Source organism: Paenibacillus sp. GCM10027630, assembly GCF_042676305.1.
Taxonomy (GTDB): Bacteria; Bacillota; Bacilli; order Paenibacillales; family NBRC-103111; genus Paenibacillus_S.
Genome location: NZ_JBHTGY010000098.1, coordinates 20,464 through 45,568, shown reverse-complemented (window position 1 = coordinate 45,568; position 25,105 = coordinate 20,464). Strand labels below are relative to the sequence as shown.

The window sequence follows — 25,105 nt, the reverse complement described above, 5'->3', positions numbered from 1 at the left end:
GAGGGAAATTCCCAATCATGTTGAATAAGTACAAAGGCTTTTATTTCTACAAAGCTCATATCTATTATAAGTCACAGGAGGTGCCACAGGTTGAGCAGCAATGACATCATTGTTAGTTTGGACATCGGTACATCCAAAGTTCGTGCTATTATTGGGGAAGTCGTTAACGGCGCCATTAATATAATAGGGGTTGGATCAGCCGACTCGGAAGGTATTCGTAAGGGAGCCATTGTAGATATCGACCAAACAGTTCAATCTATCCGCAGTGCGATCGATCATGCGGAACGGATGGTTGGTATTCAAATAGCAGAGGTTTACGTTGGGATTTCCGGGAATCATATCGCATTACAATCCAGTCATGGTGTCGTAGCCGTATCTAATGGAGACCGTGAAATTGGAGATGAAGACATTGAACGCGTAATACAAGCGGCCAAGGTCATCCCTCTAGCTCCGGAACGAGAAATCATTGGCGTAGTTCCTAACCAATATTTGGTAGACGGCTTGGATGAAATTCATGATCCTCGCAGTATGATCGGTGTGCGTCTTGAGGTACAGGCCACAATTATTACTGGGGCAAAAACTTCCATACATAATTTGCTTCGTGTCGTTGAGAAAGCAGGAGTGAAGGTTTCAGGGCTTATTCTAATGTCTTTAGCCTCTGGTCATTTGTGCCTTTCCAAAGATGAGAAAGCAATAGGAACGGTTCTGGTTGATATAGGAGCGGGCCAAACAACAATCGCCATTTTTGAACAAAATAATTTGGTGGCTACATCTACGTTACCTATTGGCGGAGAATATATTACTAATGATATTTCCATTGGACTTCGAACTCAGGTTGATATCGCTGAGAAAATCAAGCTTAAATTCGGTTGCGCTGTTATAGAGCATGCGGCGGCGGATCAAGTTTTCAAAGTAAACCGGATCGGCAGTAATGTGGATAAAGAATTTTCGCAAGTAGACTTGGCAAACATTGTTGAGCCACGTGTGCAAGAAATCTTTCATTTGATTCAACTGGAAGTTCAAAGATTAGGTTATTTGGAGCTTCCTGGAGGTTATGTATTAACAGGTGGAACAGTTTCCATGCCAGGTGTACTGGCTGTAGCTCAGGCAGAGCTGGCGACCTCAGTAAGAATTGCCGTCCCTGACTTCATAGGTGTACGTGATCCTTCTTATACAAGCGGTGTAGGTATTATTCAATATGCTTATAAATATCTGAGAGCCTCCAGACAATCGTCAAGCGCGGTTAAGAAAGTATCGGCCAACAAAAAGGTGACTTCATCCAGCGGTAGCAGTAATAGCAGCGGCAGTGAACAAAAACCTTCGGTAATGGAACGATTTAAAAATTGGTTGAGCGAGTTTATTTAAAGGTACACCTAAGGCGTGAAGCTTAACGAGGGGGAAGAGGTAGGCTATGTTTGAATTTGATATGGACATGGATCATTTAGCCAAGATAAAGGTTATTGGTTGTGGCGGAGGCGGCAGCAATGCCGTCAACCGAATGATTGCCAATGGTGTTAAAGGCGTAGAGTTTATTACTGTAAACACAGACGCTCAGGCTTTGCATACATCGAAATCGGAACAAAAGCTACAGATTGGTGATAAATTGACTCGCGGTCTAGGAGCAGGCGCTAATCCTGAAGTAGGGAAGAAAGCGGCTGAAGAATCCAGAGAGTTGATTTTTAATACACTTAAAGGCGCAGACATGGTATTTGTTACAGCAGGTATGGGTGGAGGTACCGGAACCGGTGCAGCACCCGTTATTGCCGAAATCGCAAAAGAGTGTGGAGCGTTGACTGTTGGAGTTGTTACGCGTCCGTTTACATTTGAAGGCCGTAAGCGTGCTGCTCAAGCGGAACAGGGAATTGCTGCACTGAAAGAAAAAGTTGACACGCTTATTGTTATTCCCAATGATCGTTTGCTTGAAATTGTTGATAAGAAAACTCCGATGCTGGAAGCGTTCCGTGAAGCGGATAACGTTCTACGTCAAGGGGTACAAGGTATTTCTGACTTGATCGCCGTACCGGGCTTAATCAATTTGGACTTTGCCGATGTTAAGACCATCATGACCGAACGCGGTTCAGCGTTAATGGGGATTGGTGAAGCTTCTGGTGAGAATCGTGCTGCGGAAGCGGCTAAAAAAGCAATTCAAAGTCCGCTGTTGGAAACTTCCATCGACGGAGCACGGGGTGTTCTTATGAACATCACGGGCGGTGCAAACTTATCACTTTACGAGGTTAATGAAGCGGCTGACATTGTGGCTTCGGCATCTGATCTTGAAGTGAATATGATCTTTGGAGCGGTAATTGATGAATCCTTTAAGGATGAAATCAAGGTTACGGTAATTGCTACAGGCTTCGAGCATAAGGCTATGCCACAGGCTCCTGCACGCAAGCCAGTGGGCAATCATAGTCAGCAGCACCAGCAGGTTTCAGAGCCTGCGGATAATCGAGTTAACAATTTGCGTCCATTTGGCAGCCAGCCTTCTAACGATCAATTGGATATTCCAACGTTTCTCCGCAACCGCGGAAGAAGCAATTTGGATAAATAGTACAAGCACTTATAAGTTCGTATATATTCGTTTATTAGAATCCCCTGCCGGTTCGGTTGAACCAGCAGGGGATTTGTTTTTTTTCAGACTTCATAAGCTGGTAATCTACATGGATGGGGTTGGTGCGGCTTGTGCTTGATCTTGAACTAAAAAACAGGATCGATCATGATGATCCTGCCCCTCTCTACTCCGCGCTATAGCGCATGAGTGGAAGCAGCGACGGAGGGAGAGGGGTGTGCCGGAGTGTTTACGAGTCTCCTTTGAAGCGGTGTTCTCACTACCTTGTCTAATCAAAGGAACACCGCTTCAAGAGAGACCGCAGGCATCCCCCTTCCCGCAGGAGCTATTGCTTCCTCACGCGCAGCCCCCCATTATTTGACAAAAATAGTTACGCCTAATCGGCAAGTTTAGACAGACTTTGGAATAGTATTACTATATACTTGTCTCATTCGCGGTAACCTAGCAATAACTCAGGAGGTAATAGAGGGAATGATTGTATACCTCGATATCATTTTCCTCGTAAATGTGCTGATTGATGCCGCATTATTATGGACAACAGCAAGATCAAGAAAACTAGTGTTTCGTTGGTGGAGGCTTGCTTGTTCCGCATGTATAGGTGGGGGTTACGTAGTTTTTATGTTTTTTCCCCCGCTATCGTTTTTGTTTACATTCGGAGTCAAGTTTGTATTATCTCTTCTCATGCTGCTTACAGCGTTTGGATTCGGAGGTATGCGGTATTTTTTAAGTAATGTTGGCGCTTTTTATATGGTCAATTTTGCTGCAGCAGGAACGATTTTGGGTGTGCATTATTTTTGGATGTCTTCTAGCGACGTGATGAACGGAATATTGTTTACACAATCCGGCGGTCCGGAACATGAATTACAGATTGGACTATTATTTCTGTTTATAGTGTTGTTGTTCGCAGTATGGTTATATCGACATGTACATCAAGCAGCCAAGCGTAAGGATGATCTTGCCTCTTTTTTTGCCAAGGTGGATGTTTATATTGATGGTTTTACTTCTAGCTGCACAGGACTCATCGATACAGGCAATCAGCTATATGATCCGTTGACGAAAACGCCAGTCATGGTGATGGAGCTGTCCCATTGGGGTGAAAAAATTCCGAATTCATGGAAACAGAGAATAGAGCGTGCTGAAGTGGATCAAATCCTGCTGGCGATAGGTACAGAAGAGTTTGAATGGCAGGATCGTCTGCGGTTGGTTCCCTATAGAGGAGTAAACCGCAGCACACAGTTTATGCTGGCGATAAAACCAGATAGAGTCATTATTACCATGGGTGATAAGCAGTATGAAGCATTGAAGGTGCTAATCGGGTTAGATAGCGGAAAATTAAGCAGTGATAATGCGTACCAAGCAATCATTCACCCGAATCTGTTGCAAACCTAAACAACGTTGCATGTGACCTAAGCATCCATGACAACAGCGTAGAGAAATCTAAACGTAGCTTGCGCTTACGTAATAAGCAAGGCTGCGCAAAACTCTAAGGAGGAACACAAATATGCTCGTGAAGTGGAAGCTGATTCTGCAAATCTATTATTTCCGTCTTTTGCTGCTGCTGGGACTCAAGGGGGAGGAAATCTACTACATAGGCGGAAGTGAAGCGCTGCCGCCTCCACTCACCCGCGAAGAGGAAGAATACTTGCTGGAGAAGCTGCCCTCAGGAGATTCTGCGATCAGAGCTATTCTGATTGAGAGAAATCTGCGGCTTGTTGTCTATATTGCGCGTAAATTCGAAAATACAGGAATTAATATCGAAGACTTGGTATCCATCGGCGCCATTGGATTGATCAAAGCGGTCAACACGTTCGACCCCGAGAAAAAAATCAAGCTCGCTACTTATGCATCACGTTGTATCGAAAATGAAATTTTGATGTATCTTCGACGCAACAGCAAGATCCGTACCGAAGTTTCATTTGATGAACCGCTTAATATCGATTGGGACGGCAATGAGCTTCTCCTCTCCGATGTGTTGGGTACGGAAAACGACACTATTTACCGTAATATCGAGGAGCAGGTGGACCGAAAGCTGCTGCATAAAGCGCTTGACAAGCTATCGGAACGCGAGCGTACGATCATGGAGCTGAGGTTTGGCTTGCAGGACGGTGAGGAGAAGACTCAGAAGGACGTAGCTGACATGCTGGGCATCTCTCAGTCCTATATTTCCCGTTTGGAAAAGCGCATTATTAAGAGGTTACGTAAGGAATTTAATAAAATGGTGTAAACTGGAAAAAACATTTTTTGAAGTGTATTGTAAGCGAATCCGCGCTTGTGCTGATTGGTTTTGCCGGCTTTTTGATACCCGTTTGTGTTGGGAGCCGTCCGAAGGCATACGCATAAAAAAGCATTCCAAGGAGATAATTAACAGTAATGTTTCTCCTTGGGAGGTAATCACGGTGACCCGAAACAAAGTTGAGATTTGCGGTGTGGATACTGCAAAGCTTCCTGTTCTGACCAACGCGGAAATGCGTGAATTATTCGTTCAGCTGCAAACCAACAATGAACGGTTGGCAAGAGAGAAATTGGTAAACGGTAATTTACGATTGGTGCTTAGCGTGATTCAGCGTTTCAACAATCGCGGCGAATTTGTGGATGACCTGTTTCAAGTTGGATGTATTGGACTGATGAAGGCGATTGATAATTTTGACTTAAGCCAAAATGTTAAATTTTCCACGTATGCCGTACCTATGATTATAGGCGAGATTCGCCGCTATTTACGGGACAATAATCCAATTCGCGTATCACGCTCTTTACGGGACATTGCTTACAAAGCACTGCAAGTTCGCGACAGTTTGACCAATCAGAACTCTCGTGAACCGACTATTTACGAAATTTCCGAAGCGTTAAACGTACCTAAGGAAGATGTTGTATTCGCATTAGATGCCATTCAAGACCCTGTATCGTTATTTGAACCGATATATCATGATGGGGGAGACCCGATATATGTTATGGATCAAATCAGCGATGATCGCAACAAGGATGTTTCCTGGATTGAGGGGATTGCTCTTCGTGAAGCCATGCATAAGCTGAATGACCGGGAAAAAATGATTTTATCTATGCGCTTCTTTGATGGCAAAACTCAAATGGAAGTAGCTGATGAGATCGGCATTTCTCAAGCTCAAGTATCCAGGCTGGAAAAATCAGCCATTACGCAGATGCAGAAGCATGTTAAGAACTAACTAATTCTTTTTCTGAACAACACAAGACTTACTCACCTTTGGGTGATTAGGTCTTTTTTTTATTGTCAGATGGCTTCAATGAGAAGATTTTTCGTGAAATGGACATTTTGCCCAAGTTTCACATACATATAGAAGTAGCAGGTCAGAATCCAAATGATACGTGGTGGTTGCAGCGTGAAAATATCGGATTTTCAAACCAAAGACGTAATCAATATTGTGGACGGAAAAAAGCTCGGCCAAGTGAGCGACTTAGAGCTGGATCTACGAAATGGGCGAATTGAGTCTATTGTCGTTCCGAACGGCAGCCGTTTTTTCGGTTTGTTCGGTGGAGCAACAGATGTGGTAATTCCGTGGAAAAACATTGTGAAAATCGGGATGGATGTCGTGCTGGTTAAGATCGATGATGTACGAAGCTTCCGTCAACAAGAGGAAACGGATTCTCCTACTGAGTACAATCGGCAGTATCGGGGGTAGGCATGAATATCTCAAAGCAGCACACGGACGAATGCTGGCCGCTCTCCGCGGTATATGCAGAAGGATGTGTGCTGTTTGCAATTCATCGTGTATACTGGTAAGTAGAGTATGTGGAACGGGTAATGGTACAGGAGGCGATAGTATGGAACCGTTTTTATTGCAAAAAGAACAGAATGGATGCGGGCTTTTATATATAAAGGGTTGGCTGGAAAAAGATTCCGGATTAACGGCGGGTTTTACGTCGCGGCTTGGCGGTGTCAGTGAGCATCCGTTTGGCAGTCTTAACTGCGGTCTTCACGTTCAAGATGTTCCAGGTCATGTAGTTAACAACCGGCAGCTTCTGGCTGAAGCGCTCCATGCACAATTGAATGATTGTACCTATGCTGAGCAGGTTCATGGCAATGAGGTAGAAGTTATTACTAAGGAGCATGCAGGTGCAGGCATTCATTCAAGGGAAGAAGCGATACAATCCAAAGATGCTTTCATTACGAATCAGACTGGAATATTTCTGCATGCGTTGTTTGCGGACTGCGTGCCCTTATATTTTTATGATCCCATTCATAGAGCTATAGGACTGGCTCATGCCGGCTGGAAGGGAACGGTGCTGCAAATTGCCAAAGCGACCATCAATGCGATGCAGAGGGAATATGGTACTCATCCGGAAAAAATGCTGGCTGCAATTGGTCCTTCCATCCAAGGCTGCTGTTATGAGGTTGATGAAGTTGTCCTGACCAGAGTAAGAGAGGTTATGGCCGAATTGGAAATAGACAATGAAGCCGCGGGGAAAAATTGTTCAATATATGAATATTTGGGTAACTATAAATACAAGTTAAGCTTGCAACAATTAAACCGACAAATTATGATAAAAGCAGGAATTATGCCACAACATATCGAAATAAGTAGTTTATGTACAAGCTGTCGTACCGATTTGTTCTTTTCGCATCGCAAAGAAGGCGGGAAAACAGGCAGGATGGCTGCTTGGATTGGGTTATATGAATAGAGGTGACTTACGTTTTGCTGCTAACGCATAATATACAGCAAGTTGAGGACAAAGTATCGAGAGCCTGTGCTCGAGCCGGTCGTGATCGAAACGATGTGCAGATCATAGCAGTAACCAAGTATGTATCTGTACAAACAACAGGGCAGGTGCTTATACATGGTCTGCGTCATATCGGGGAAAACCGCTGGCAGGATGCTGGGCCGAAGTGGGAAGCGTTCAAAGATCAGGGTATCTGGCATTTTATCGGCCATCTTCAGACTAATAAGGTGAAGGATGTTATCGGGAAGTTTACCTATATTCATTCCTTGGACCGGTTATCACTCGCCAAAGAAATTGAAAAAAAAGCAGCCGCATTAGATATACAAGTCGAATGTTTTATTCAATTAAATATTTCTGGTGAAGAAACGAAATATGGGATGCAGCCGGAAGAGCTGCCTGCTTTCATTGAAGAACTGAAGACTTACAAGCATATCCGTATTATCGGTTTGATGACCATGGCTCCATACGAGACGGAACCTGAATTAACAAGGCCGGTGTTTCGAAAGTTACGTCAGCTGAGGGACGAGCTTAACCAAAGGCAGACTCTTGGGTATGAAATACCGCATTTGTCAATGGGGATGTCAGGCGATTTCGAGGTAGCGATAGAAGAAGGAGCAACCTGGGTGCGTTTGGGTTCCATTTTAGTAGGGAAAGAGGAGATAACATGGGAATGATGAACAAGTTCATGAATTTCATTGGTATCCAAGAGGAAGAAGAAGTTATAGAGCGCGAACGTGTAGTAGAACAATCGGATGAACATGAAACCAATCATTCGGAGCAACGTAAAAATAAAGGAAACGTAGTAAGTATCCATACTCAGAAAAATGTCCGTGTAGTGCTATTGGAGCCCAAGTCATATGAGGACACACAGGAGATAGCTGATCATTTGCGTTCACGCCGACCTGTTGTTGTGAACCTGCATCTGGTCCGTTCAGATCAAGCAACACGCATAGTGGACTTCTTGAGCGGAACTGTATATGCGCTCAATGGATCAATTTCCAAGATTGGCCCTAACATTTTTCTGTGCACACCGGATACCGTTGAAATTCATGGGTCCATCTCGGAAATACTAAATCACGAGGGATAGACTACCACACACTAAATTGAGGTGAATAGCTTGTTAGGTACTATTTACGGTTACATTGGAACGCTCATCGAAATCTATACATACATGCTCATAGCATATGTGCTGTTGTCTTGGCTCCCAAGCGCAAAGGAAAGCTTTATCGGAGAAATGTTAGGCAAGCTATGTGAGCCTTACTTATCGATATTCCGTCGGTTTATACCTCCGATTGGCGGAATGATTGATATTTCTCCAATCGTAGCTTTGATTGCGCTGCGCTTCATCGGCGAAGGAATTCGTGCGGTTCTATCTTTTTTTGTTAGGTGACCTGTGTCGTGTTGAATACGGACAATCTACTTAGCCACTTTCACCCCGATGAGCATCGGTTTGTCGACAAGGCAACCGAGTGGGTGGAACGTGCGGAACAGCATACAGCGAAGCTGACGGACTTTTTGGATCCGCGGCAAGCCTTTATTTTAACAACACTTGTGAACCGCAGTCCAGATGTACATGTGAGGTGGGACGGTGGGCATGAACTAGCCGAACGCAAACGAGCTCTGATTGCCCCTGACTACCGGGATTTGGATAACGAGGATATGGGAATTACTTTGATCGCTGTATCATCTCTTGACGACAGGCTCAAAGAACTGGATCATGGAGATTATATGGGCTCCATATTAGCTCTGGGAATGAAGAGAGAGAAGATAGGCGATATTCATGTGACAGAGCAGGGATGCCATTTCTTGGTGGCTTCAGAGGTAGCGGATTACATGAGGTTAAATCTGCAGCAAGTGCATCGCGTTCACGTACAAACCGAGCAGCTTCCGATCGAACGACTGCAAGCTTCCGGTACTAAGCTGGAGGAAATCAGCCTATCGGTGGCCTCGTTGCGTCTAGATGGTATTGTGAGCGATGTATATCATATGAGTCGAGCTAAAGTCTTAATCCCGATTAAGGCAGGGCGTTGTAAGGTGAATTGGAAACAGGAAGAAGATCCAAGCAAGCCGCTTCGTTCGGGTGACATTGTTTCATTGCAAGGATTTGGACGCTTTAAAGTGCTGGATGTGGAAGGCGTTACTAAAAAAGGAAGATATCGTGTGAAAATCGGCAAATTTGTTTAACGCCGATTTTTTTTGTTGTGGAATGAAGGAAAATGAAGGGAACTGTCGAATATAGCAATACGCGTAAGACAGAAGTTAAGAATATAAAAGTGTTTTTTAAATATTCAGGAGGTGCAGCAATGCCTTTAACACCGTTGGATATACATAATAAAGAATTTGGACGTTCATTTCGTGGGTATGACGAAGACCAGGTTAATGAATTTTTGGATTTGGTGATTAAAGATTATGAAGCGTTAATTCGGGAAAATAAAGATTTGCAGAATCAATTGGTTACCATTCAAGAACGACTGAATCATTTTTCCAATATTGAAGAAACATTAAGTAAAACAATCATTGTTGCCCAAGAAGCGGCAGATGAAGTCAAGAACAATTCCAAGAAAGAAGCACAGCTAATCATAAAAGAAGCGGAGAAAAACGCGGATAGGATCATTAACGAATCATTGACGAAGTCGCGTAAAGTTGCTGTGGAGATCGAAGAGCTGAAAAAGCAGGCTTCCATCTACCGCACAAGGTTCCGTACTTTATTGGAGGCCCAGTTGGAGCTGCTTAGCAAGGAAGATTGGAATTCTTTGGAGCGGATGGAAGTTGAGCAGCCGTAACTAGGCTTGTTATATGTGACGTGACTTAAGGTAAGTTGACGAAGAGCTTCAATTTCGCTATACTCCAGTATAAGTAACAACCATTAGAGGTGTTAGTAGTTATGTGGCATGAGGCCATTAACAACTAACTGTTCAGCTTGGAGTAATGGTTGGTTATAAATGAAGTTAATAATCATGTAAAGCGTTGACTGGGACGAGTACTTTACGTACGCAGTGTTAGCGAGTCGGGGATTTGGTGGAAGCCTGGCCACTGTAGTAAACGAAAATCACCCATGAGCGTCTCTTGAATAACAGTAAAGAAGATCGGATGATCCCGTTATAGATCAATGAGCGAAGGTTATGTTATTGCCGTCGGAAGGAACGTTTGTTTTAACATCCTTCAGCCGGGAGCAGCAGCCTTAATCAGGGTGGTACCGCGAGACTTCTCGTCCCTTTTGGGATGGGAGGTTTATTTTTGTTTCACCGACCCTATCCAAACACTGTCATAACCCTCACAATATCTCTCCAAGAGCGAGAGGTAGTTGGGAGGGGAATGGAATGCCTTAAGCGTTTGTTGGGGCGGGATACTATTTTATTCGATGGAGATGAAGCTGACGATGGATTATGGAAAAACATTAAACCTGCTGCAGACCGAATTTCCAATGCGTGGCAACTTGCCGCAAGCCGAACCGAAATTACAGCAGCATTGGGAAGAGATTGATATTTACGCTAAAGTACAGGAAAGCCGCAAAGGAAAGCCCAAGTTTATTTTGCATGACGGGCCTCCTTATGCGAATGGGGATATCCATATCGGCCATGCATTGAATAAGACGTTGAAGGATATTATCGTCAGGTTCAAAACGATGCAGGGCTATGACGCACCCTATGTGCCAGGCTGGGATACGCACGGCTTGCCGATTGAGCAGGCCATTGCCAATGGAGGCAAGGTTGACCGCAAAAAAATGAGCGTTCACGAGTTCCGCAAATACTGCGAAGAGTATGCTCTTCAATCCGTAGAGAAGCAGAAATCGCAATTCAAGCGGTTGGCGATCCGTGGAGATTGGAAAAACCCTTATATTACTTTGCAGCCTAAATATGAGGCGCAGCAAATCCGTGTCTTTGGCGAAATGGTCAATAAGGGTTATATCTACAAAGGCTTGAAGCCTGTATATTGGTCCCCATCCTCAGAGAGCGCTCTGGCAGAAGCCGAGATTGAGTATCAAGATAAAACTTCTGCATCCGTATACGTAGCATTTCAAGTGAAGGACGGCAAGGGCAAGCTGCCAGAAGATGCATCGATCGTTATATGGACTACGACACCATGGACTCTTCCTGCAAATTTAGGCATCAGCTTGCATCCGGAATTTGATTATGCGATTGTTTTGGCTGACGGGAAGAAGTATGTATTAGCCCAAGGCCTATTGGAAGCAGCTTCCAAGCAAATCGGATGGACGAATGTTCAAGTTCTTTCCCAGGTAAAAGGAAGCGAGCTGGAGTATGTGCTGTGCCAGCACCCGTTTTATGACCGTACATCTTTGGTAATGGTTGGCGATCATGTAACATTGGAAGCAGGTACAGGCTGTGTTCATACAGCTCCTGGTCATGGTGAAGATGACTTTGTAATTGGTCAGCGTTACAATCTGGGCGTTTTATGCCCTGTGGATGATCAGGGACATTTTACAGCAGAAGCTCCTGGCTTTGAAGGGGTCTTCTATGATAAGGGCAATAAAATGATTACGGAGATGCTGAAGGAGTCTGGGCATCTGCTGCAAATGAGCATGATTCAGCATCAGTATCCCCATGATTGGCGTACGAAAAAGCCGGTTATTTATCGAGCGACTGAACAATGGTTTGCTTCTGTAGATAAATTCCGTCAGGAGATGCTTGAAGAGATCAAGCAGGTTAAGTGGACGCCGAACTGGGGAGAGGTTCGCCTTCATAATATGATTGCGGATCGCGGAGACTGGTGCATTTCTCGCCAACGTGTTTGGGGCGTGCCTATTCCGATTTTTTACTGCCGCAGCTGTAATGAGCCTTTAGTTAATAACGAGACTATTGAGCATGTTGCGCGGATTTTCGAAGAAGAAGGCTCCAATGCCTGGTTTCAAAAGGAAGAAAGCCAACTGCTGCCGGATGGAGCTGCTTGTTCGAAATGCGGGCATACTCATTTCCGTAAAGAAACAGATATCATGGACGTTTGGTTCGACTCGGGGTCAAGTCATGTTGCGGTCCTGGAAACTCGCGAGGAATTGCAATGGCCGGCTGATTTGTACTTGGAAGGCTCCGACCAATATCGCGGCTGGTTTAACTCATCTTTAATTACCGGTGTTGCAGCAAAGGGACAGGCGCCATATAAAGGAATTTTGAGCCATGGCTTTACTCTTGATGGAGAAGGCCGTAAAATGTCCAAGTCACTTGGAAATACAATCGACCCTAATAAAGTATGTGATAAGCTAGGTGCGGATATCCTTCGATTATGGGTATCCTCGGTTGATTATCAGCAGGATCATCGAATCTCTGATAATATTTTGACTCAAACTACAGAAGTATACCGCAAAATTCGGAACACACTGCGTTTCCTGCTTGGAAACCTGTACGATTTTAACCCTGTTACGGATCGCGTGTCCTCTGATCCTATGAGTGAGCTAGACCGGTTTGCATTAGTACGGCTGAACCGCATGACGGAACGTGTAGTAAAAGCATACGAGTCTTACGAGTTCCATGTCGTCTACCAAGCTGTACATCATTTTTGTGCGGTTGAGCTGAGTTCCTTCTATTTGGATATTATCAAGGACCGGTTATATGCTAACTTGCCTGATGATGCTGCACGAAAAGCGGCTCAAACCGTATTATATGACGCTCTGACGGTAATAACTAAATTGATCGCCCCAATTTTACCGCATACGGCCGATGAAGTGTGGAAGTACATTCCAGGAGTTGAGCTGGAGAGTGTACAGCTGAGTGAACTGCCCGCAGTAGACCGTTCATTGTATAACGAAGCGATTGAGCTCAAGTGGGAAAGGTTTATTGACTTGCGTGATGATGTGCTAAAGGCGTTAGAGGAGGCGCGCAAGGAAAAGTTGATCGGAAACTCCCTCGGAGCTGCTGTTCATTTGTATCCTGACGCTGAAACTTTGGAGCTTCTACAAGGATTCGAACAGCTGGATCAATTGTTTATTGTATCGGCGGTTGAAATTCACGAATTAAGTTCTGCTGTCCCGTCAGAAGCGCTTCAACTAAAGGGGCTTGCCATACAGATTAAGGTAGCAGAAGGCGAGAAGTGTGAGCGCTGCTGGATCGTTACTCCTGAGGTCGGTCACGATTCGGAGCATCCGACGCTTTGTAAACGTTGTTCGAATGTAATCAAACTGAGCACCCGTGCTACTTCTTAATACCAGCGGACAACTCCGGCATAAGATACCTAAGTATCTTGTGCCGGATTGCTCGTTAGTTATAATTTGGATGGAACGGATGCTGAATGAAACGTAGGTATACGGCTGCGGATGAAAGCAAGCTTCTGAATAATATCGGTATAGCTTGAGGGATTGGGTTTGCTATTGGATTTCGGAATCAGAATCGGGTTCAAGCAAGCCTTCGCCTTCGCCGCTATGCATATAATCATGATAGGCTTGGTTGCGCACAACAGTAACATGCTGACCATACATATCGGTTGCGAGAAAGCTTTCGAAGGATTCAACATAACCGACATGCTCATCGGCTTCAATTTCCATATCATCGTAATTATTCGAGACGTTCGGATCCTCGGCCATTGCCGGTGTGTTGGAAGTTCCCCAGCTCTCGACGATCTGCCAAGCATCCTCGCCATCGAATTCGGTTTGTTTCGATAGCTCATCCAGGCTGGATCTGCCAAATGGAGGGGCTAGAAGGTCTTCTTCTATTGGGCGGTTATTTGAAGCGTGCGGATCAGGAACATGCTCCATGCAATAAAGCGTTGTTGGGACAGCTTGTAACCGCTCATAGGGAATGGGGGTACCGCAAGTATTGCAAAGTCCATATTTCCCGTTATCCATCCGGAGCAAAGCTTCGGTTACATCAGTAAGATGCCGTTCACGGCTTTCGTTCAAGGCTATGTCTTTACTGCGTTCAAACATTTCGGTTCCGAGATCGGCGGGATGATTGTCATTGGTCGATAATTCTCCGGTTTGAAACCTTAGTGATTCGTTAAGACCAAAGTGGTCATTGGATTCAAGCTTTTCCTCCAGCCATTGCTTCTCTTCCTGCAGAACGGATTTTAAGCCTTGAAGCTGCTGCGAGTTCAGTTGAAGTGGCTGACTGCTCATAGGGAATGCCTCCTTAATAATATCGCAATGCTACTATTTTTTACTCAAACTGTGTTTTTTAAGATAGGAAAATGCTTGCATCATTGTAAAAGAAAAATAAGGCAGGCGTAAAAAAACTGAAATTCTTTTTAAAGCCATAAATCAGGTTAATGTTTACAAGGCTAGTTTTGCTAAAGCAAAACTAAGTTAATGCTTACGATGCTGATTTCGCTCATGCGAAACCCTTAGGAGATGAAACGTTGAGATATTACATATATGCACTGTTTGTGCTGCTGTTGGATCAGGTGACCAAATGGGCGATCGTCAAAAATCTGATGCTGGGTGAATCGCGACCGGTAATAGGTGAGTTTTTCCAAATTACATCTCATCGCAATCGAGGAGCTGCTTTCGGGATTTTGCAAGATCAACGTTGGTTTTTCATTGTTATAACTCTTGTAGTTGTAAGTGGAATTGTTTGGTATTTGCGTAAAACGTTCAAAGAAGGGCGCAAGCTTCTGCCGTTTGCATTAAGCTTGCTGCTGGGCGGAGCCATTGGCAATTTTGTTGATCGTGCTTTGTTCGGAGAGGTCGTTGATTTCCTGCAGTTCCGTTTTCAATTTAATTGGTTTGGCAGTCCTGTGGATTATACTTACCCTATTTTTAATATCGCGGATTCGGCAATTGTCGTAGGGGTAATTTTGATTTTTGTTGATTCTTTAATCAGCTGGAGAAATGAGAAAAGAGGCGCGTAAACGAATGGCGGCATCAGAACAAGAAGGTTTCGACAATTTGGAGAATTTAAAAGAATGGGTTGCAGAAACGGAAGACAGCGGGGAACGGATTGATAAATTCATAACAGAGTCACTGGATGAGGATATATCTCGTACACAGGTCCAGCAATGGATAAAGGAAGGTCATATAACGGTGAACGGTGCTTCTGTAAAAGCTAACTATAAGCTGATCGAAGGAGACCGCTTGGCTTTGGTAATTCCTGTACCGGAGGAATTGAATCTGACTCCTGAAGCTATACCGTTGGAGGTAGTGTATGAGGATTCCGATCTAATTGTTGTGAATAAACCTCGTGGTCTTGTCGTTCATCCGGCACCGGGACATTATAGCGGCACTTTGGTTAATGCGCTGCTGCATCACTGCAAGGATCTATCCGGAATCAATGGCATCATGAGACCGGGTATCGTGCATCGTATCGATAAAGATACCTCAGGGCTGCTGATGGCCGCGAAGAATGATCTGGCTCACACTTCGTTAGCAGAGCAGTTAAAGTTGCATACCGTGAACCGGAAATATATTGCAGTTGTACATGGCAATGTTGCGCATGAGCACGGAACTATCGATGCACCGATCGGAAGGGATCCGCATGATCGTAAGTTATACACGGTTACAGAGCGAAATAGCAAGCACGCTGTAACTCATTTTGTTGTATTGGAGCGTTATGGCGATTACACGCTGATGGAGCTGAAGCTCGAAACGGGCAGGACGCATCAAATCCGCGTCCATATGAAATTTATCGGTCACCCGCTAGCCGGTGATCCGGCCTATGGACCGTCACGCAGCAAAAGCATGACGATAGAAGGGCAGGCGCTGCACGCGGCTGTGCTCGGCTTCAAGCATCCGCGAACAGGGGAGCAGCTTCAGTTCGAAGCTCCTCTGCCAGAAGACATGCAGCATTTGACTCATGTCCTAAAAAATCGATAAGGATGATGCGGAAATGGAACATTTAGTTAATCCTAGAGTAAAGGATATTCAAATCTCGGGTATCCGCAAAATTTCCAACTTGGTCAGTACCTATAAAGATGCTTTGACATTAACAATCGGCCAACCGGATTTTCCGACGCCAGATCATATAATGAAAGCGGCTCATGCTGCAATAGATGCTCATAAAACAACCTATACACCAAACCCGGGAATGCTGGAGCTGCGTCAAGCCGCTTCGGCATTCGTTAAAGGGAAATACGGATTGGAATATCGACCCGAATCAGAGGTAATCGTTACCTCGGGAGCCAGCCAGGCACTGGACATCACGCTGCGTACTATTTTGGAGGAAGGCTCTGAGGTAATATTGCCTGGTCCTATTTATCCTGGGTATGAGCCTTTAGTTCGTTTGTGCGGTGGGGTGCCGGTCTACGCTGATACGCGTAATAATGGATTTAAGCTTACAGCAGAGCTGCTGGAGCCTCATATTACGGAGAAAACGCGCTGCATTATTTTATGCTATCCCTCGAATCCTACCGGCCGCGTGTTGAGTAAGGAAGAACTGGCGGATATCGCAAAATTGCTGGAAAACAAATCAATATTCGTCATATCTGATGAGATCTACAGCGAACTTATTTATGGTCAGCCTCATGTATCATTGGCATCTTATCCCGGTATGCGCGAGAAAACGATTGTCATTAACGGGCTGTCCAAATCCCATTCCATGACAGGCTGGCGGATAGGCTTTACTTTTGCACCAGAAGAGATCACACAGCATATGGTTAAGGTGCATCAATACAATGTAACTTGCGCCAGCTCGATTAGCCAATATGCAGCTCTGGAGGCATTAACGAACGGGGTAGACGACGCATTGCCAATGAAGGAAGCGTATGTTCAGCGCAGAGATTTCGTATACAAGCGGCTACTAGATATGGGATTTGAACTGGAGAAGCCAGAAGGTGCCTTCTATTTGTTCCCCTCCATTGAGAAGTTTAAGCTATCATCCATGGATTTTACAATGAAGCTATTGGAAGAACAGAAGGTCGCGGTTGTACCGGGGGATGCATTCTCGATATACGGAGAAGGCTATATTCGAATCTCCTATGCTTATGGAATGGACATATTGGAAAAAGCGACGGATCGTTTGGAAATGTTTGTGCGTAAGCTGTAACTCCTTAAGATTGAAAAAGCTCCTTAATACCTCCTTGTAGATGGGTATGAGGGGCTTTTTCTCGTAAAAAGCTAGCTTTTTTAGTATAGTAAAAGGAAATGATTTCCTTAGGAGAGGAGGCATGTGCTGTGAGTAAACCTCGGGTCTTCATTGGATCGGCAAGAGAATCCATTCCTCTTGTTACAGCCATTCATCAACAATTGAGCTACTACACAGAGGTCACTCCATGGTCAGCCGGCGTTTTCAAAGCAAACAAATACCCGATGGAAGATCTAGAGGAGCAGCTAGAGAATACGGATTTCGCGGTATTTGTGTTTTCGGCTGATGATATCGTTTACATGCGGGAGCAAATTTATTTATCCCCCCGAGATAATACGATTTTTGAAATGGGAATGTTTTGGGGGAGATTAAAGAGGAAACGGGTCTTTTTCTTGGTCCCTAATCTGGTTCCCTTGCATAAGAATGGTATAGATATCAATGAGTTTCATATTCCTTCCGATCTGTTTGGGCTGACCCTTTTGAAATATGAGATTCGTTCCGATAAAAATTACTCGGCAGCTGTTAATGTGGCGTGTGCTGAGATTATTAGGAATATTGAGGAGCTGGGCTTGTTTAGAGATCCTGTAAAACAGCTTGAAGCCGCTAGAATTGAGATCGATAGGAAGCAGCAAATCCTGCACTTTTTTATAGAGTTTATTGACATTCAAAAGCTAAATGAACTAAATAAGTTTGAAAAGCTGTATGAAGCGTTTCGAAATGCTTATGATCCCACCGCTTTAAAGGGCTTTAAAGTAAGGGGAGTATCCGTATGGAACGTGGAGGGGAGCGATGGGCTGCGGCAGGTTGCCGGCAATGTCGGAAAGGGAAGATTTTATAACATAGGAGCCAACGATGCCAAACAAGCGGGTGAGCAAAGGATAGGGGTTCTGGATGCTTATCTAAACAGTAAAGTACAGTTTTTTCTATATAGGCAGCATGTTGCTTATGAGTACTTACTGTGTTATCCTGTAGACAAGAAACTTGTTTTGACCGTACATCTCACAGGTCCTACTGCCGTCGGTCAGGATGATCTTAATAAAGTGTATGAGGATAACGAGGATTTAATGGGAACGGTTAATTATCTTTTTGGAGGGGATTCTGTATGAGCAAACTATATCCGGATAAGAATAAGTCGGGTGGCCGTGTTCCTGCCGTGAAGTCCCACTTTGTTGTCGCTCCATCGGTTGTTGGAGGGGCAGATAAAGAATATACAATAGTGTTTGAAAAGAAAGCTACATATAAAAAGCCGTCCTTTGCAAGATAGGCTGATATAGAGCGTTATTAACAACAACCACTGTTTACAGTGGTTGTTGTTTTTTTCTTCGACCAACTGAGCATAGTCGCCATTCAACCTATTCGTTGTTCGGCTTAGCCCTGCTTTTGGAAAAGTGCTGTCCACAGGAAGGATTCCCCGAAAAGGTCATTAGGCTGTACCTGCTGGATCATACGTCGCAGCTCTACAACCTGGAAATCATGGAACAGCGTACGGAGCTTCTGTTCGGTATACCCTAATCCTCCCTTCAAGCTGCGTAAACGGTATACCTCCCAATCCGTAATCTGTGCTCCTTGTTCACCATACACAAAGCAAGTTATGCCGAAGCACCCTCCGGGCTTCAACGTTTTACGGATCATATCGATGTAAGAAATTCTGCGATGCGGAGCGATATGATGTAGGCAGCCGCTGTCATAAATGAGATCATAGCTGTTCGGAGTAAAGGTCATATCAAATACATTGGCACAATGAAAACGTACATTTACATCTAGGCTTGATGCTCTTTCCTTTGCCCAAGTCAAGGCTTCCTGCGATAAGTCTACGGCATCGACTTCACAGCCCTTTTGAGCCATATAGATCGCATTACGGCCAGGACCGCAGCCAAGCTCAAGCACTCGGCCCGGAATCAGAGTGTTGCTGTCAAAGTACTTCACCAAATTCTCGTCAGGAGCGTTTACAAAGAAAGGAATTCCTTTCTCCCGGTCGGAATAAAATTCATTCCACCACGGCGCCGCTTCGCGCAGCAAAGAATCGAGCATTTTATTAACGTCCTCGGAATTAAAGATAGATTCGGTTGGTTCGATCATACTGCCCTCTCCTTTTTTGCATTTTTCTGGGAAGAATAATTTCGCTTCATGAATATATTATTCAAGCTGAAGGTTGATTTTCCTATGAATTCGGGTGATAGAAGTTTCAGATCGGTGCTAGCTGAAGCTGTATTCAGAAGTGCGGGATTCGGATTGGAAATTAGGCTGTAGCGGCCATAGAAGGGGAAGGTTTGAAGGAAAGCGAGACAGAGAGGGGAATAACAAGAGTTACCCCTAAGCCTTCTCCAACAAGCTGTGCAGAGTGTATAAATAAGTGGAGATCGAAACCCAGCCTATAAATATTTTTGATAACTGATATTGCAAGAAAACCTACAGATGAATCGAAGTCTCTAATCCTTGAAAGGCTTGAGTAGAGTAAAGAGGATTCCTATCACATTAGGTGGGAATTAGAAATTCCACTATTCAGGTCTAAAGGTGAGTGAAACGCTAAAAAACAGAGAGATATCGGAAGCCGGTGTTCCGTTATCTCTCTGTTTTTCGTATTTGTTTATTTGTTTGATTCCGATTTCCAAGAAATATATTCGCTAATCAGATTAATCGCCTGATCGATGGCATGCTCATTAGGCTCGATTTTGGCGTGATGAAGTCCATAGGGTGTATCGACACCGAGCCAGAACATGAACCCGGGGATGTTGGCGAGAAAATATCCGAAATCTTCACCTGTCATCGCCTCCGTACATTCGATCAGCTTCATGGAGCTTGATTCCTGGACCCAGTCCATAAATTCGCGAGTGGTTTCAGCATGATTGAACACTTGGCGGTAATTGGCGCCATAATCGATATCAACCTTACAGTTAAAAGAAGTCTCCATTCCTGCAGTCAATGCTTCGATACGTGATTTAATCAGCGTCATAGTATCAGCGGAAAGGGTGCGTATAGTTCCCTCCAAGCGGGCTTTCTCTGCGATGATGTTCTGTTTCGTACCGCCTTCGATTTTACCAATCGTAATAACCGCGGAATCAAGTGGATTGATATTGCGGGAAATAATCGTTTGCAGCTGTGAAACAAGCTGGCAGGCAGTAATAACCATGTCATTGGCCAAATGGGGGAAGGCAGCATGGCCGCCTTTACCGGTAAGATCAATAAACAGCTCGGATGTATTTGCAAACAAAATCCCTGGCTTCGTTGCAATCGTTCCAACAGGGTATTCCGGTGCAATGTGGAGAGCTATGATTTGATCAGGCATCCAATCCTGCAGCTCCTCGGATTCCAGCATAGGCTGAGCTCCGCCTGGACCTTCCTCCGCGGGTTGAAATATAAACGTAATGTGGTCTTTAATGGGCTGCTTCACGAAATGGGTTAGTACGCCAAGTCCAATTGACATATGAACATCATGTCCGCAGGCATGCATAAAGCCGGGATGAGTGGAGCGGAATTCATAGCTCGTGTCCTCAGTAATGGGCAATCCGTCCATATCAGCGCGATAGCCAAAACGGCGCGTAGGGGAGGTGCCTTTTACATTTACAAGAATGCCTGTTCTCCATGTCCGAACTTCGATTCGTTCTTGAGGCAGCTGTTGAATATAATCCAGCAGAAATTGCTGGGTCTTGAATTCGGCAAAGCCGGGTTCAGGTATTTGGTGCAGCTCTCTGCGAATTGCCGCAAAAGGACTAATAGCTTCTGGTGTACTCGGGGTCATCGGGAATTGCTCCTCTCACTCGTATTATTGGAAGCTTACAAAAAAGGCCCGGCGACGTTCGCCGAGCCGTGCTTGTAATCAGTAACCGTAAGCCTTACAGGGTACGCAGGTCCATCAAGATTTCAGTCTTGGACTTGGTTTTGGCATCTACGTTTTTAATAACGCGTGCGGGTGCTCCTGCAACAACGGTATACTCAGGAACATCTTGTGTAACAATTGCGCCGGCTGCAACAACCGAGCCTTTACCAACGCGTACGCCTTCAAGAATAACCGCATTGGCTCCGATAAGAACATCATCTTCGATAACGACAGGTTGAGCGGAAGGAGGCTCAATAACGCCTGCAACAACAGAACCGGCACCGATATGGCACATGCTGCCGATTTGTGCGCGTCCGCCGACTACAACGTTCATATCGATCATTGTGCCTGAACCGATTGATGCTCCGATGTTGATGGATGCACCCATCATGATGATGGCATTGTCTCCGATGGAAACTTTGTCACGGATGATGGAGCCTGGTTCGATGCGTGCGTTGATGTTTTTTAGATCAAGTGTAGGAATAGCCGAGTTGCGACGGTCATTCTCTACTACATAATCTTCTACGCGGCTTTGGTTTTCGTCTAGTACACGTTTAACTTCCGTCCATTCGCCGAACAGGACGCCGCTTTTACCGGAGATAAAGGATTGGATGGAAGAGCCGAAATCAATTGCTTCTAAGTCGCCTTTCACATATACTTTCACCGGTGTTTTCTTGGTGCTGGTTTTAATAAAATTAATAATTTCTTGCGTATTCATTTCTGACATGCAAAATTCCAACTCCTTATGTAAATTACCACGTACGGATAAGCCCGGACACTGGCGAAACATTCTTTATTCTTTATAGCACAAAAGCTATGTTCTAGCAATGTTCGAACTGACAGGCATCGACAAAACAGCGACAATCCTATTGACATCAGTTGTCGAACATGGGATAATGCTTGTAATCGAATAGCACCTTTAAGAACAGTCCAGAGAGGCTGGCAAGGTGAACGAATGGTAGAAGCGGATTTTCCGGAGGGATCGAGTCTGAGTCAGGCTCAATTTCTCTGCATCCGGATCTCTCGTTATGTCCGCGAACCTTGCCCAATGGCAAGGTTTTTTTTGGTTAATAAGACAGTGGATATCAAGAGCCCCCGAATGTATCAGGAATAAGCCGCGATGGCTTAGCTTCACTCTTGGGGGATGATTATATGTCAAACCTAATAAGCAGGGGGTCGATGACCTTGTCTCATGAAGTGGAACAGCACGAGCATGTGCTAATGGATGCTACGGGAGTGCGGCGCGCATTAACTCGAATAGCTCATGAAATTTTGGAGAAGAACAAAGGATTTGAAAACTGCATGTTGATCGGTGTACGCACCCGGGGCATTTACCTTGCCAACCGGATTGCCGAGCTAATCCTGGATATCGAGAATGTTCCTGCACCTGTAAGAGAAATAGATGTTACCCATTACCGCGATGACAGATCAGGCAGGCCTGAGAAGAAATTCAAATTGCAAGCGGAGTCCGCTGAATCGCCAATGGATATTCATAATAAGAAGCTCATTTTATTCGATGATGTACTTTATACAGGAAGAACCGTAAGGGCGGCAATGGACGCTCTAATGGATCTTGGCAGACCGCAGATCATTCAATTGGCGGTTCTGGTAGACAGAGGGCATAGGGAGCTTCCGATCCGTCCGGACTATGTAGGGAAGAACATACCGACATCCCGGATGGAGTCGATTGAAGTTCAGCTTAATGAAGTGGATGGAGTCGATCAAGTCGTAATTACGCAGCAGAGGAGGCACAACGGATGACACAGCTGAAGGTCGTATCAGAGAAGCATTTGTTAGGCACCAAAGGGATGAGCGCACAAGAAATTACATCGATACTTGATCGCGCCGCCTATTGGGAACAATATCCCGTAAAGCTGTCGAATCACTTACAAGGCCGGTTTGTGGCTAATATGTTTTTTGAAAACAGCACGAGAACGAGGTTTTCTTTTGAAGTCGCTGAGAAACGTCTTGGTGCTGAGGTATTAAACTTTGCAGCGGCAGCCTCCAGTGTGCAAAAAGGCGAGTCCATCTATGACACAGTGAAAACGCTGGAGTCAATGGGAATCGATGCCGGCGTCATCCGGATGAAGCCTAACGGACTGTTGGCCGAGCTTGCCCAGAATGTTAAAGTGCCGCTAATTAATGCGGGTGATGGAAACAGTGAGCATCCAACTCAGGCGCTGCTTGATCTGTATACGATGCGCAAGCATTTCGGTGAACTTCGCGGCTTGAACGTCTCCATCATTGGCGATATCCAACACAGCCGCGTAGCACGCTCGAACTTGTGGGCACTCCAGGCAGTCGGCGCCAAGGTAAGCTTCTGCGCTCCTGAAAGCATGCAGGCACCGGAATTGGCCGCTTATGCCCCTTACATCAAGATGGAAGAGGCTGTGAAAGCTGATGTCGTTATGATGCTGCGAGTACAGCTGGAGCGGCATGAGGAGAGTGTATTCAAGTCAACCGAGGAATACCGGGAGGCTTATGGCTTGACTGTCAAACGTGAAGCAGCAATGGCTCCGCATGCGATTATCATGCATCCGGCGCCGGTTAACCGGGATGTAGAAATTGATGATGTGCTTGTTGAATGCGGACGGTCCAAAATTTTTGAACAAATGAGCCATGGTGTGCCTATTCGTATGGCCGTTATCGAGCGGGCCCTAAACTAATAAACCTAATACATATCATAGCAGGGAGGCTATTATGGGAATTTGGATCATAAATGCACAAGTTGTTGCAGCAGGCAATGAGTTATCGAAAAAACATATTTTGCTGGAAGGCAATACTATAGAAAAAATGATAGACGCTGCGGGCGCTCTGCCTGAGACAGCCGGACATACTGTCATCGACGCTGCCGGAAAGCTTGTAACGCCCGGATTGATCGATATGCATGTGCATTTGCGCGAGCCTGGCTTTGAGCACAAGGAAACGATCGCGAGCGGAACCCGCTCAGCGGCGCGCGGCGGCTTCACAACTATCGCCTGCATGCCGAATACACGTCCGGTTATCGATACGGTAGAAACGGTGAAATACGTGTTGGACAAGGCTGAAACCGAAGGCATTGTTCGTGTGCTGCCCTATGGCTGCATCACCAAAAACGAGCTTGGCCGCGAGTTGGCGGATTTTGACGCATTGAAGCAAGCAGGAGCTATCGGCTTTACAGACGACGGCGTAGGCGTGCAAAGCGCGCAAATGATGAAGGATGCAATGGCCAAAGCCGCATCCATCGGGCTGCCGATTATCGCGCACTGTGAAGATAATACGCTGGTTGAAGGCGCTTGGGCGAGCGAAGGCGAGTTTTCCCGGAAGCATGGCCTGAAAGCCATTCCGAATGAATCGGAAGCGATCCATGTAGGCCGCGATGTGCTGCTTGCAGAAGCGACAGGCGTACATTACCATGTATGCCATGTTAGTACAGAGCAGTCAGTTCGCTTGATTCGCCATGCTAAGCAGTTCGGAATTAAAGTTACAGCTGAGGTATGCCCGCATCATTTGCTGCTGTCGGATGAAGATATCCCAGGCTTGGACGACGCTAACTGGAAGATGAACCCACCGCTTCGTACTCCTAAAGATGTACAAGCATGTATCGAAGGCTTGCTGGACGGCACCATCGATATTCTGGTAACGGACCATGCGCCTCACAGTGAAGAAGAGAAGGCCAAAGGCGTTAATCTTGCGCCGTTTGGCATCGTCGGATTTGAGACGGCATTCCCGCTTCTGTACACGAAGTTTGTAGCAACAGGACAATGGACACTGCAATTCCTGGTAGACAAAATGACTTCACTGCCGGCTCAAGTTTTCGGCTTGCCTCTGGGTACTTTGGAAGTAGGCAAAGAGGCGGATATCACCATCATTGATCTGAATACGGAAAAAGCAGTGGATCCTGCGGAATTTGCTTCAAAAGGTCGCAACACACCGTTTATTGGCTGGAATTTGAAAGGATGGCCGACTCATACGATAGTGGGCGGTCAAGTGGTCTGGTCAGAAGCTTGATTAAATAGACAGCGGCAGGCTAAATCTTACTGAATCTAAGTTCATCTAACATTTTACACATAGATAAGTTTTATGCAG

General features: G+C 45.3%; 25 protein-coding genes and 1 other annotated feature. Of the genes, 21 read left to right on the top strand and 4 right to left on the bottom strand.

What is annotated here, in order from left to right:
• Nucleotides 1-90 precede the first annotated feature (90 nt).
• The 13 genes from ftsA to ileS all read left to right on the top strand — a co-directional run bounded on the left by ftsA (nucleotide 91) and on the right by ileS (nucleotide 13,412).
• Nucleotides 91-1,365: a cell division protein FtsA gene (gene ftsA, locus ACFQ0C_RS37805; protein ID WP_379374958.1), complete on the top strand. Its 1,275-nt coding sequence runs from the start codon at nucleotides 91-93 to the stop codon at nucleotides 1,363-1,365.
• Nucleotides 1,366-1,411: 46 nt separating this feature from the next.
• Nucleotides 1,412-2,548, top strand: coding sequence for a cell division protein FtsZ (gene ftsZ, locus ACFQ0C_RS37800; protein ID WP_379374956.1), 1,137 nt, complete (start codon nucleotides 1,412-1,414; stop codon nucleotides 2,546-2,548).
• A 489-nt stretch (nucleotides 2,549-3,037) separates the two neighbouring features.
• On the top strand, nucleotides 3,038-3,955 hold the full coding sequence (gene spoIIGA / locus ACFQ0C_RS37795) for a sigma-E processing peptidase SpoIIGA (protein ID WP_379374954.1): 918 nt from the start codon (nucleotides 3,038-3,040) through the stop codon (nucleotides 3,953-3,955).
• A 112-nt stretch (nucleotides 3,956-4,067) separates the two neighbouring features.
• Entirely contained in the window at nucleotides 4,068-4,790 is a 723-nt protein-coding gene (gene sigE / locus ACFQ0C_RS37790; protein ID WP_171653589.1) for an RNA polymerase sporulation sigma factor SigE, read from the top strand.
• 172 nt (nucleotides 4,791-4,962) lie between these two features.
• Nucleotides 4,963-5,745 (top strand): RNA polymerase sporulation sigma factor SigG, encoded by a 783-nt coding sequence (gene sigG / locus ACFQ0C_RS37785; RefSeq protein ID WP_171653588.1) that lies wholly within the window; start codon nucleotides 4,963-4,965, stop codon nucleotides 5,743-5,745.
• Between the two features lie 174 nt (nucleotides 5,746-5,919).
• Entirely contained in the window at nucleotides 5,920-6,219 is a 300-nt protein-coding gene (locus tag ACFQ0C_RS37780) for a YlmC/YmxH family sporulation protein (protein WP_258216504.1), read from the top strand.
• 142 nt (nucleotides 6,220-6,361) lie between these two features.
• Complete coding sequence (pgeF, locus tag ACFQ0C_RS37775; protein ID WP_379374950.1) at nucleotides 6,362-7,219, top strand: peptidoglycan editing factor PgeF; 858 nt, start codon at nucleotides 6,362-6,364, stop codon at nucleotides 7,217-7,219.
• A 14-nt stretch (nucleotides 7,220-7,233) separates the two neighbouring features.
• Complete coding sequence (locus ACFQ0C_RS37770; protein ID WP_379374948.1) at nucleotides 7,234-7,932, top strand: YggS family pyridoxal phosphate-dependent enzyme; 699 nt, start codon at nucleotides 7,234-7,236, stop codon at nucleotides 7,930-7,932.
• Nucleotides 7,923-8,345 (top strand): cell division protein SepF, encoded by a 423-nt coding sequence (locus ACFQ0C_RS37765; RefSeq protein WP_258216501.1) that lies wholly within the window; start codon nucleotides 7,923-7,925, stop codon nucleotides 8,343-8,345. Before ACFQ0C_RS37770 ends, ACFQ0C_RS37765 begins: the two co-directional genes overlap by 10 nt.
• A 30-nt stretch (nucleotides 8,346-8,375) precedes the next feature.
• The gene (locus tag ACFQ0C_RS37760) at nucleotides 8,376-8,648 is read left to right on the top strand and encodes a YggT family protein (protein ID WP_258216500.1); all 273 of its coding nucleotides are present in this window, start codon (nucleotides 8,376-8,378) and stop codon (nucleotides 8,646-8,648) included.
• An 11-nt stretch (nucleotides 8,649-8,659) separates the two neighbouring features.
• Nucleotides 8,660-9,442: a YlmH family RNA-binding protein gene (locus tag ACFQ0C_RS37755; protein WP_379375373.1), complete on the top strand. Its 783-nt coding sequence runs from the start codon at nucleotides 8,660-8,662 to the stop codon at nucleotides 9,440-9,442.
• A 119-nt stretch (nucleotides 9,443-9,561) separates the two neighbouring features.
• Entirely contained in the window at nucleotides 9,562-10,041 is a 480-nt protein-coding gene (locus tag ACFQ0C_RS37750; RefSeq protein WP_258216499.1) for a DivIVA domain-containing protein, read from the top strand.
• Nucleotides 10,042-10,216: 175 nt separating this feature from the next.
• Nucleotides 10,217-10,477: a binding site (T-box leader), on the top strand.
• Between the two features lie 160 nt (nucleotides 10,478-10,637).
• Nucleotides 10,638-13,412: an isoleucine--tRNA ligase gene (gene ileS, locus ACFQ0C_RS37745; RefSeq protein ID WP_379375371.1), complete on the top strand. Its 2,775-nt coding sequence runs from the start codon at nucleotides 10,638-10,640 to the stop codon at nucleotides 13,410-13,412.
• 162 nt (nucleotides 13,413-13,574) lie between these two features.
• On the opposite strand, the gene ACFQ0C_RS37740 is transcribed toward ileS, so the two are convergent.
• Entirely contained in the window at nucleotides 13,575-14,321 is a 747-nt protein-coding gene (locus tag ACFQ0C_RS37740; RefSeq protein ID WP_379374944.1) for a TraR/DksA C4-type zinc finger protein, read from the bottom strand.
• Between the two features lie 239 nt (nucleotides 14,322-14,560).
• Here ACFQ0C_RS37740 and lspA point away from each other — a divergent pair, with 239 nt between their 5' ends.
• The 5 genes from lspA (at nucleotide 14,561) to ACFQ0C_RS37715 (ending at nucleotide 18,484) form a co-directional block, all read left to right on the top strand.
• The gene (gene lspA, locus ACFQ0C_RS37735) at nucleotides 14,561-15,052 is read left to right on the top strand and encodes a signal peptidase II (RefSeq protein WP_379374942.1); all 492 of its coding nucleotides are present in this window, start codon (nucleotides 14,561-14,563) and stop codon (nucleotides 15,050-15,052) included.
• 4 nt (nucleotides 15,053-15,056) lie between these two features.
• Complete coding sequence (locus tag ACFQ0C_RS37730; RefSeq protein ID WP_379374940.1) at nucleotides 15,057-16,013, top strand: RluA family pseudouridine synthase; 957 nt, start codon at nucleotides 15,057-15,059, stop codon at nucleotides 16,011-16,013.
• A 13-nt stretch (nucleotides 16,014-16,026) separates the two neighbouring features.
• Nucleotides 16,027-17,181 (top strand): aminotransferase A, encoded by a 1,155-nt coding sequence (locus tag ACFQ0C_RS37725; RefSeq protein ID WP_379374938.1) that lies wholly within the window; start codon nucleotides 16,027-16,029, stop codon nucleotides 17,179-17,181.
• A gap of 128 nt (nucleotides 17,182-17,309) precedes the next feature.
• Nucleotides 17,310-18,326, top strand: a complete 1,017-nt coding sequence (locus ACFQ0C_RS37720; RefSeq protein WP_379374936.1) for a TIR domain-containing protein — start codon at nucleotides 17,310-17,312, stop codon at nucleotides 18,324-18,326.
• The gene (locus ACFQ0C_RS37715) at nucleotides 18,323-18,484 is read left to right on the top strand and encodes a hypothetical protein (protein ID WP_258216493.1); all 162 of its coding nucleotides are present in this window, start codon (nucleotides 18,323-18,325) and stop codon (nucleotides 18,482-18,484) included. Before ACFQ0C_RS37720 ends, ACFQ0C_RS37715 begins: the two co-directional genes overlap by 4 nt.
• A gap of 104 nt (nucleotides 18,485-18,588) precedes the next feature.
• On the opposite strand, the gene ACFQ0C_RS37710 is transcribed toward ACFQ0C_RS37715, so the two are convergent.
• The 3 genes from ACFQ0C_RS37710 to dapD all read right to left on the bottom strand — a co-directional run bounded on the left by ACFQ0C_RS37710 (nucleotide 18,589) and on the right by dapD (nucleotide 21,764).
• On the bottom strand, nucleotides 18,589-19,299 hold the full coding sequence (locus ACFQ0C_RS37710; RefSeq protein WP_379374934.1) for a class I SAM-dependent methyltransferase: 711 nt from the start codon (nucleotides 19,297-19,299) through the stop codon (nucleotides 18,589-18,591).
• A 508-nt stretch (nucleotides 19,300-19,807) separates the two neighbouring features.
• Nucleotides 19,808-20,959 carry an N-acetyldiaminopimelate deacetylase gene (locus tag ACFQ0C_RS37705; RefSeq protein WP_379374933.1) on the bottom strand — a complete coding sequence of 384 codons (1,152 nt, stop codon included), beginning with the start codon at nucleotides 20,957-20,959 and terminating at the stop codon, nucleotides 19,808-19,810.
• Nucleotides 20,960-21,053: 94 nt separating this feature from the next.
• On the bottom strand, nucleotides 21,054-21,764 hold the full coding sequence (dapD, locus tag ACFQ0C_RS37700; RefSeq protein ID WP_379374932.1) for a 2,3,4,5-tetrahydropyridine-2,6-dicarboxylate N-acetyltransferase: 711 nt from the start codon (nucleotides 21,762-21,764) through the stop codon (nucleotides 21,054-21,056).
• Between the two features lie 470 nt (nucleotides 21,765-22,234).
• Between dapD and pyrR the strand changes: the two genes are divergently transcribed.
• The 3 genes from pyrR to ACFQ0C_RS37685 are packed head-to-tail and all read left to right on the top strand — an operon-like array spanning nucleotide 22,235 to nucleotide 25,027.
• A complete protein-coding gene (gene pyrR, locus ACFQ0C_RS37695; protein ID WP_258216555.1) occupies nucleotides 22,235-22,798 on the top strand; it encodes a bifunctional pyr operon transcriptional regulator/uracil phosphoribosyltransferase PyrR in 564 nt (187 codons plus the stop codon).
• A complete protein-coding gene (locus ACFQ0C_RS37690) occupies nucleotides 22,795-23,703 on the top strand; it encodes an aspartate carbamoyltransferase catalytic subunit (RefSeq protein ID WP_379374930.1) in 909 nt (302 codons plus the stop codon). Before pyrR ends, ACFQ0C_RS37690 begins: the two co-directional genes overlap by 4 nt.
• A gap of 34 nt (nucleotides 23,704-23,737) precedes the next feature.
• Complete coding sequence (locus ACFQ0C_RS37685; RefSeq protein ID WP_379374928.1) at nucleotides 23,738-25,027, top strand: dihydroorotase; 1,290 nt, start codon at nucleotides 23,738-23,740, stop codon at nucleotides 25,025-25,027.
• Nucleotides 25,028-25,105: the final 78 nt, after the last annotated feature.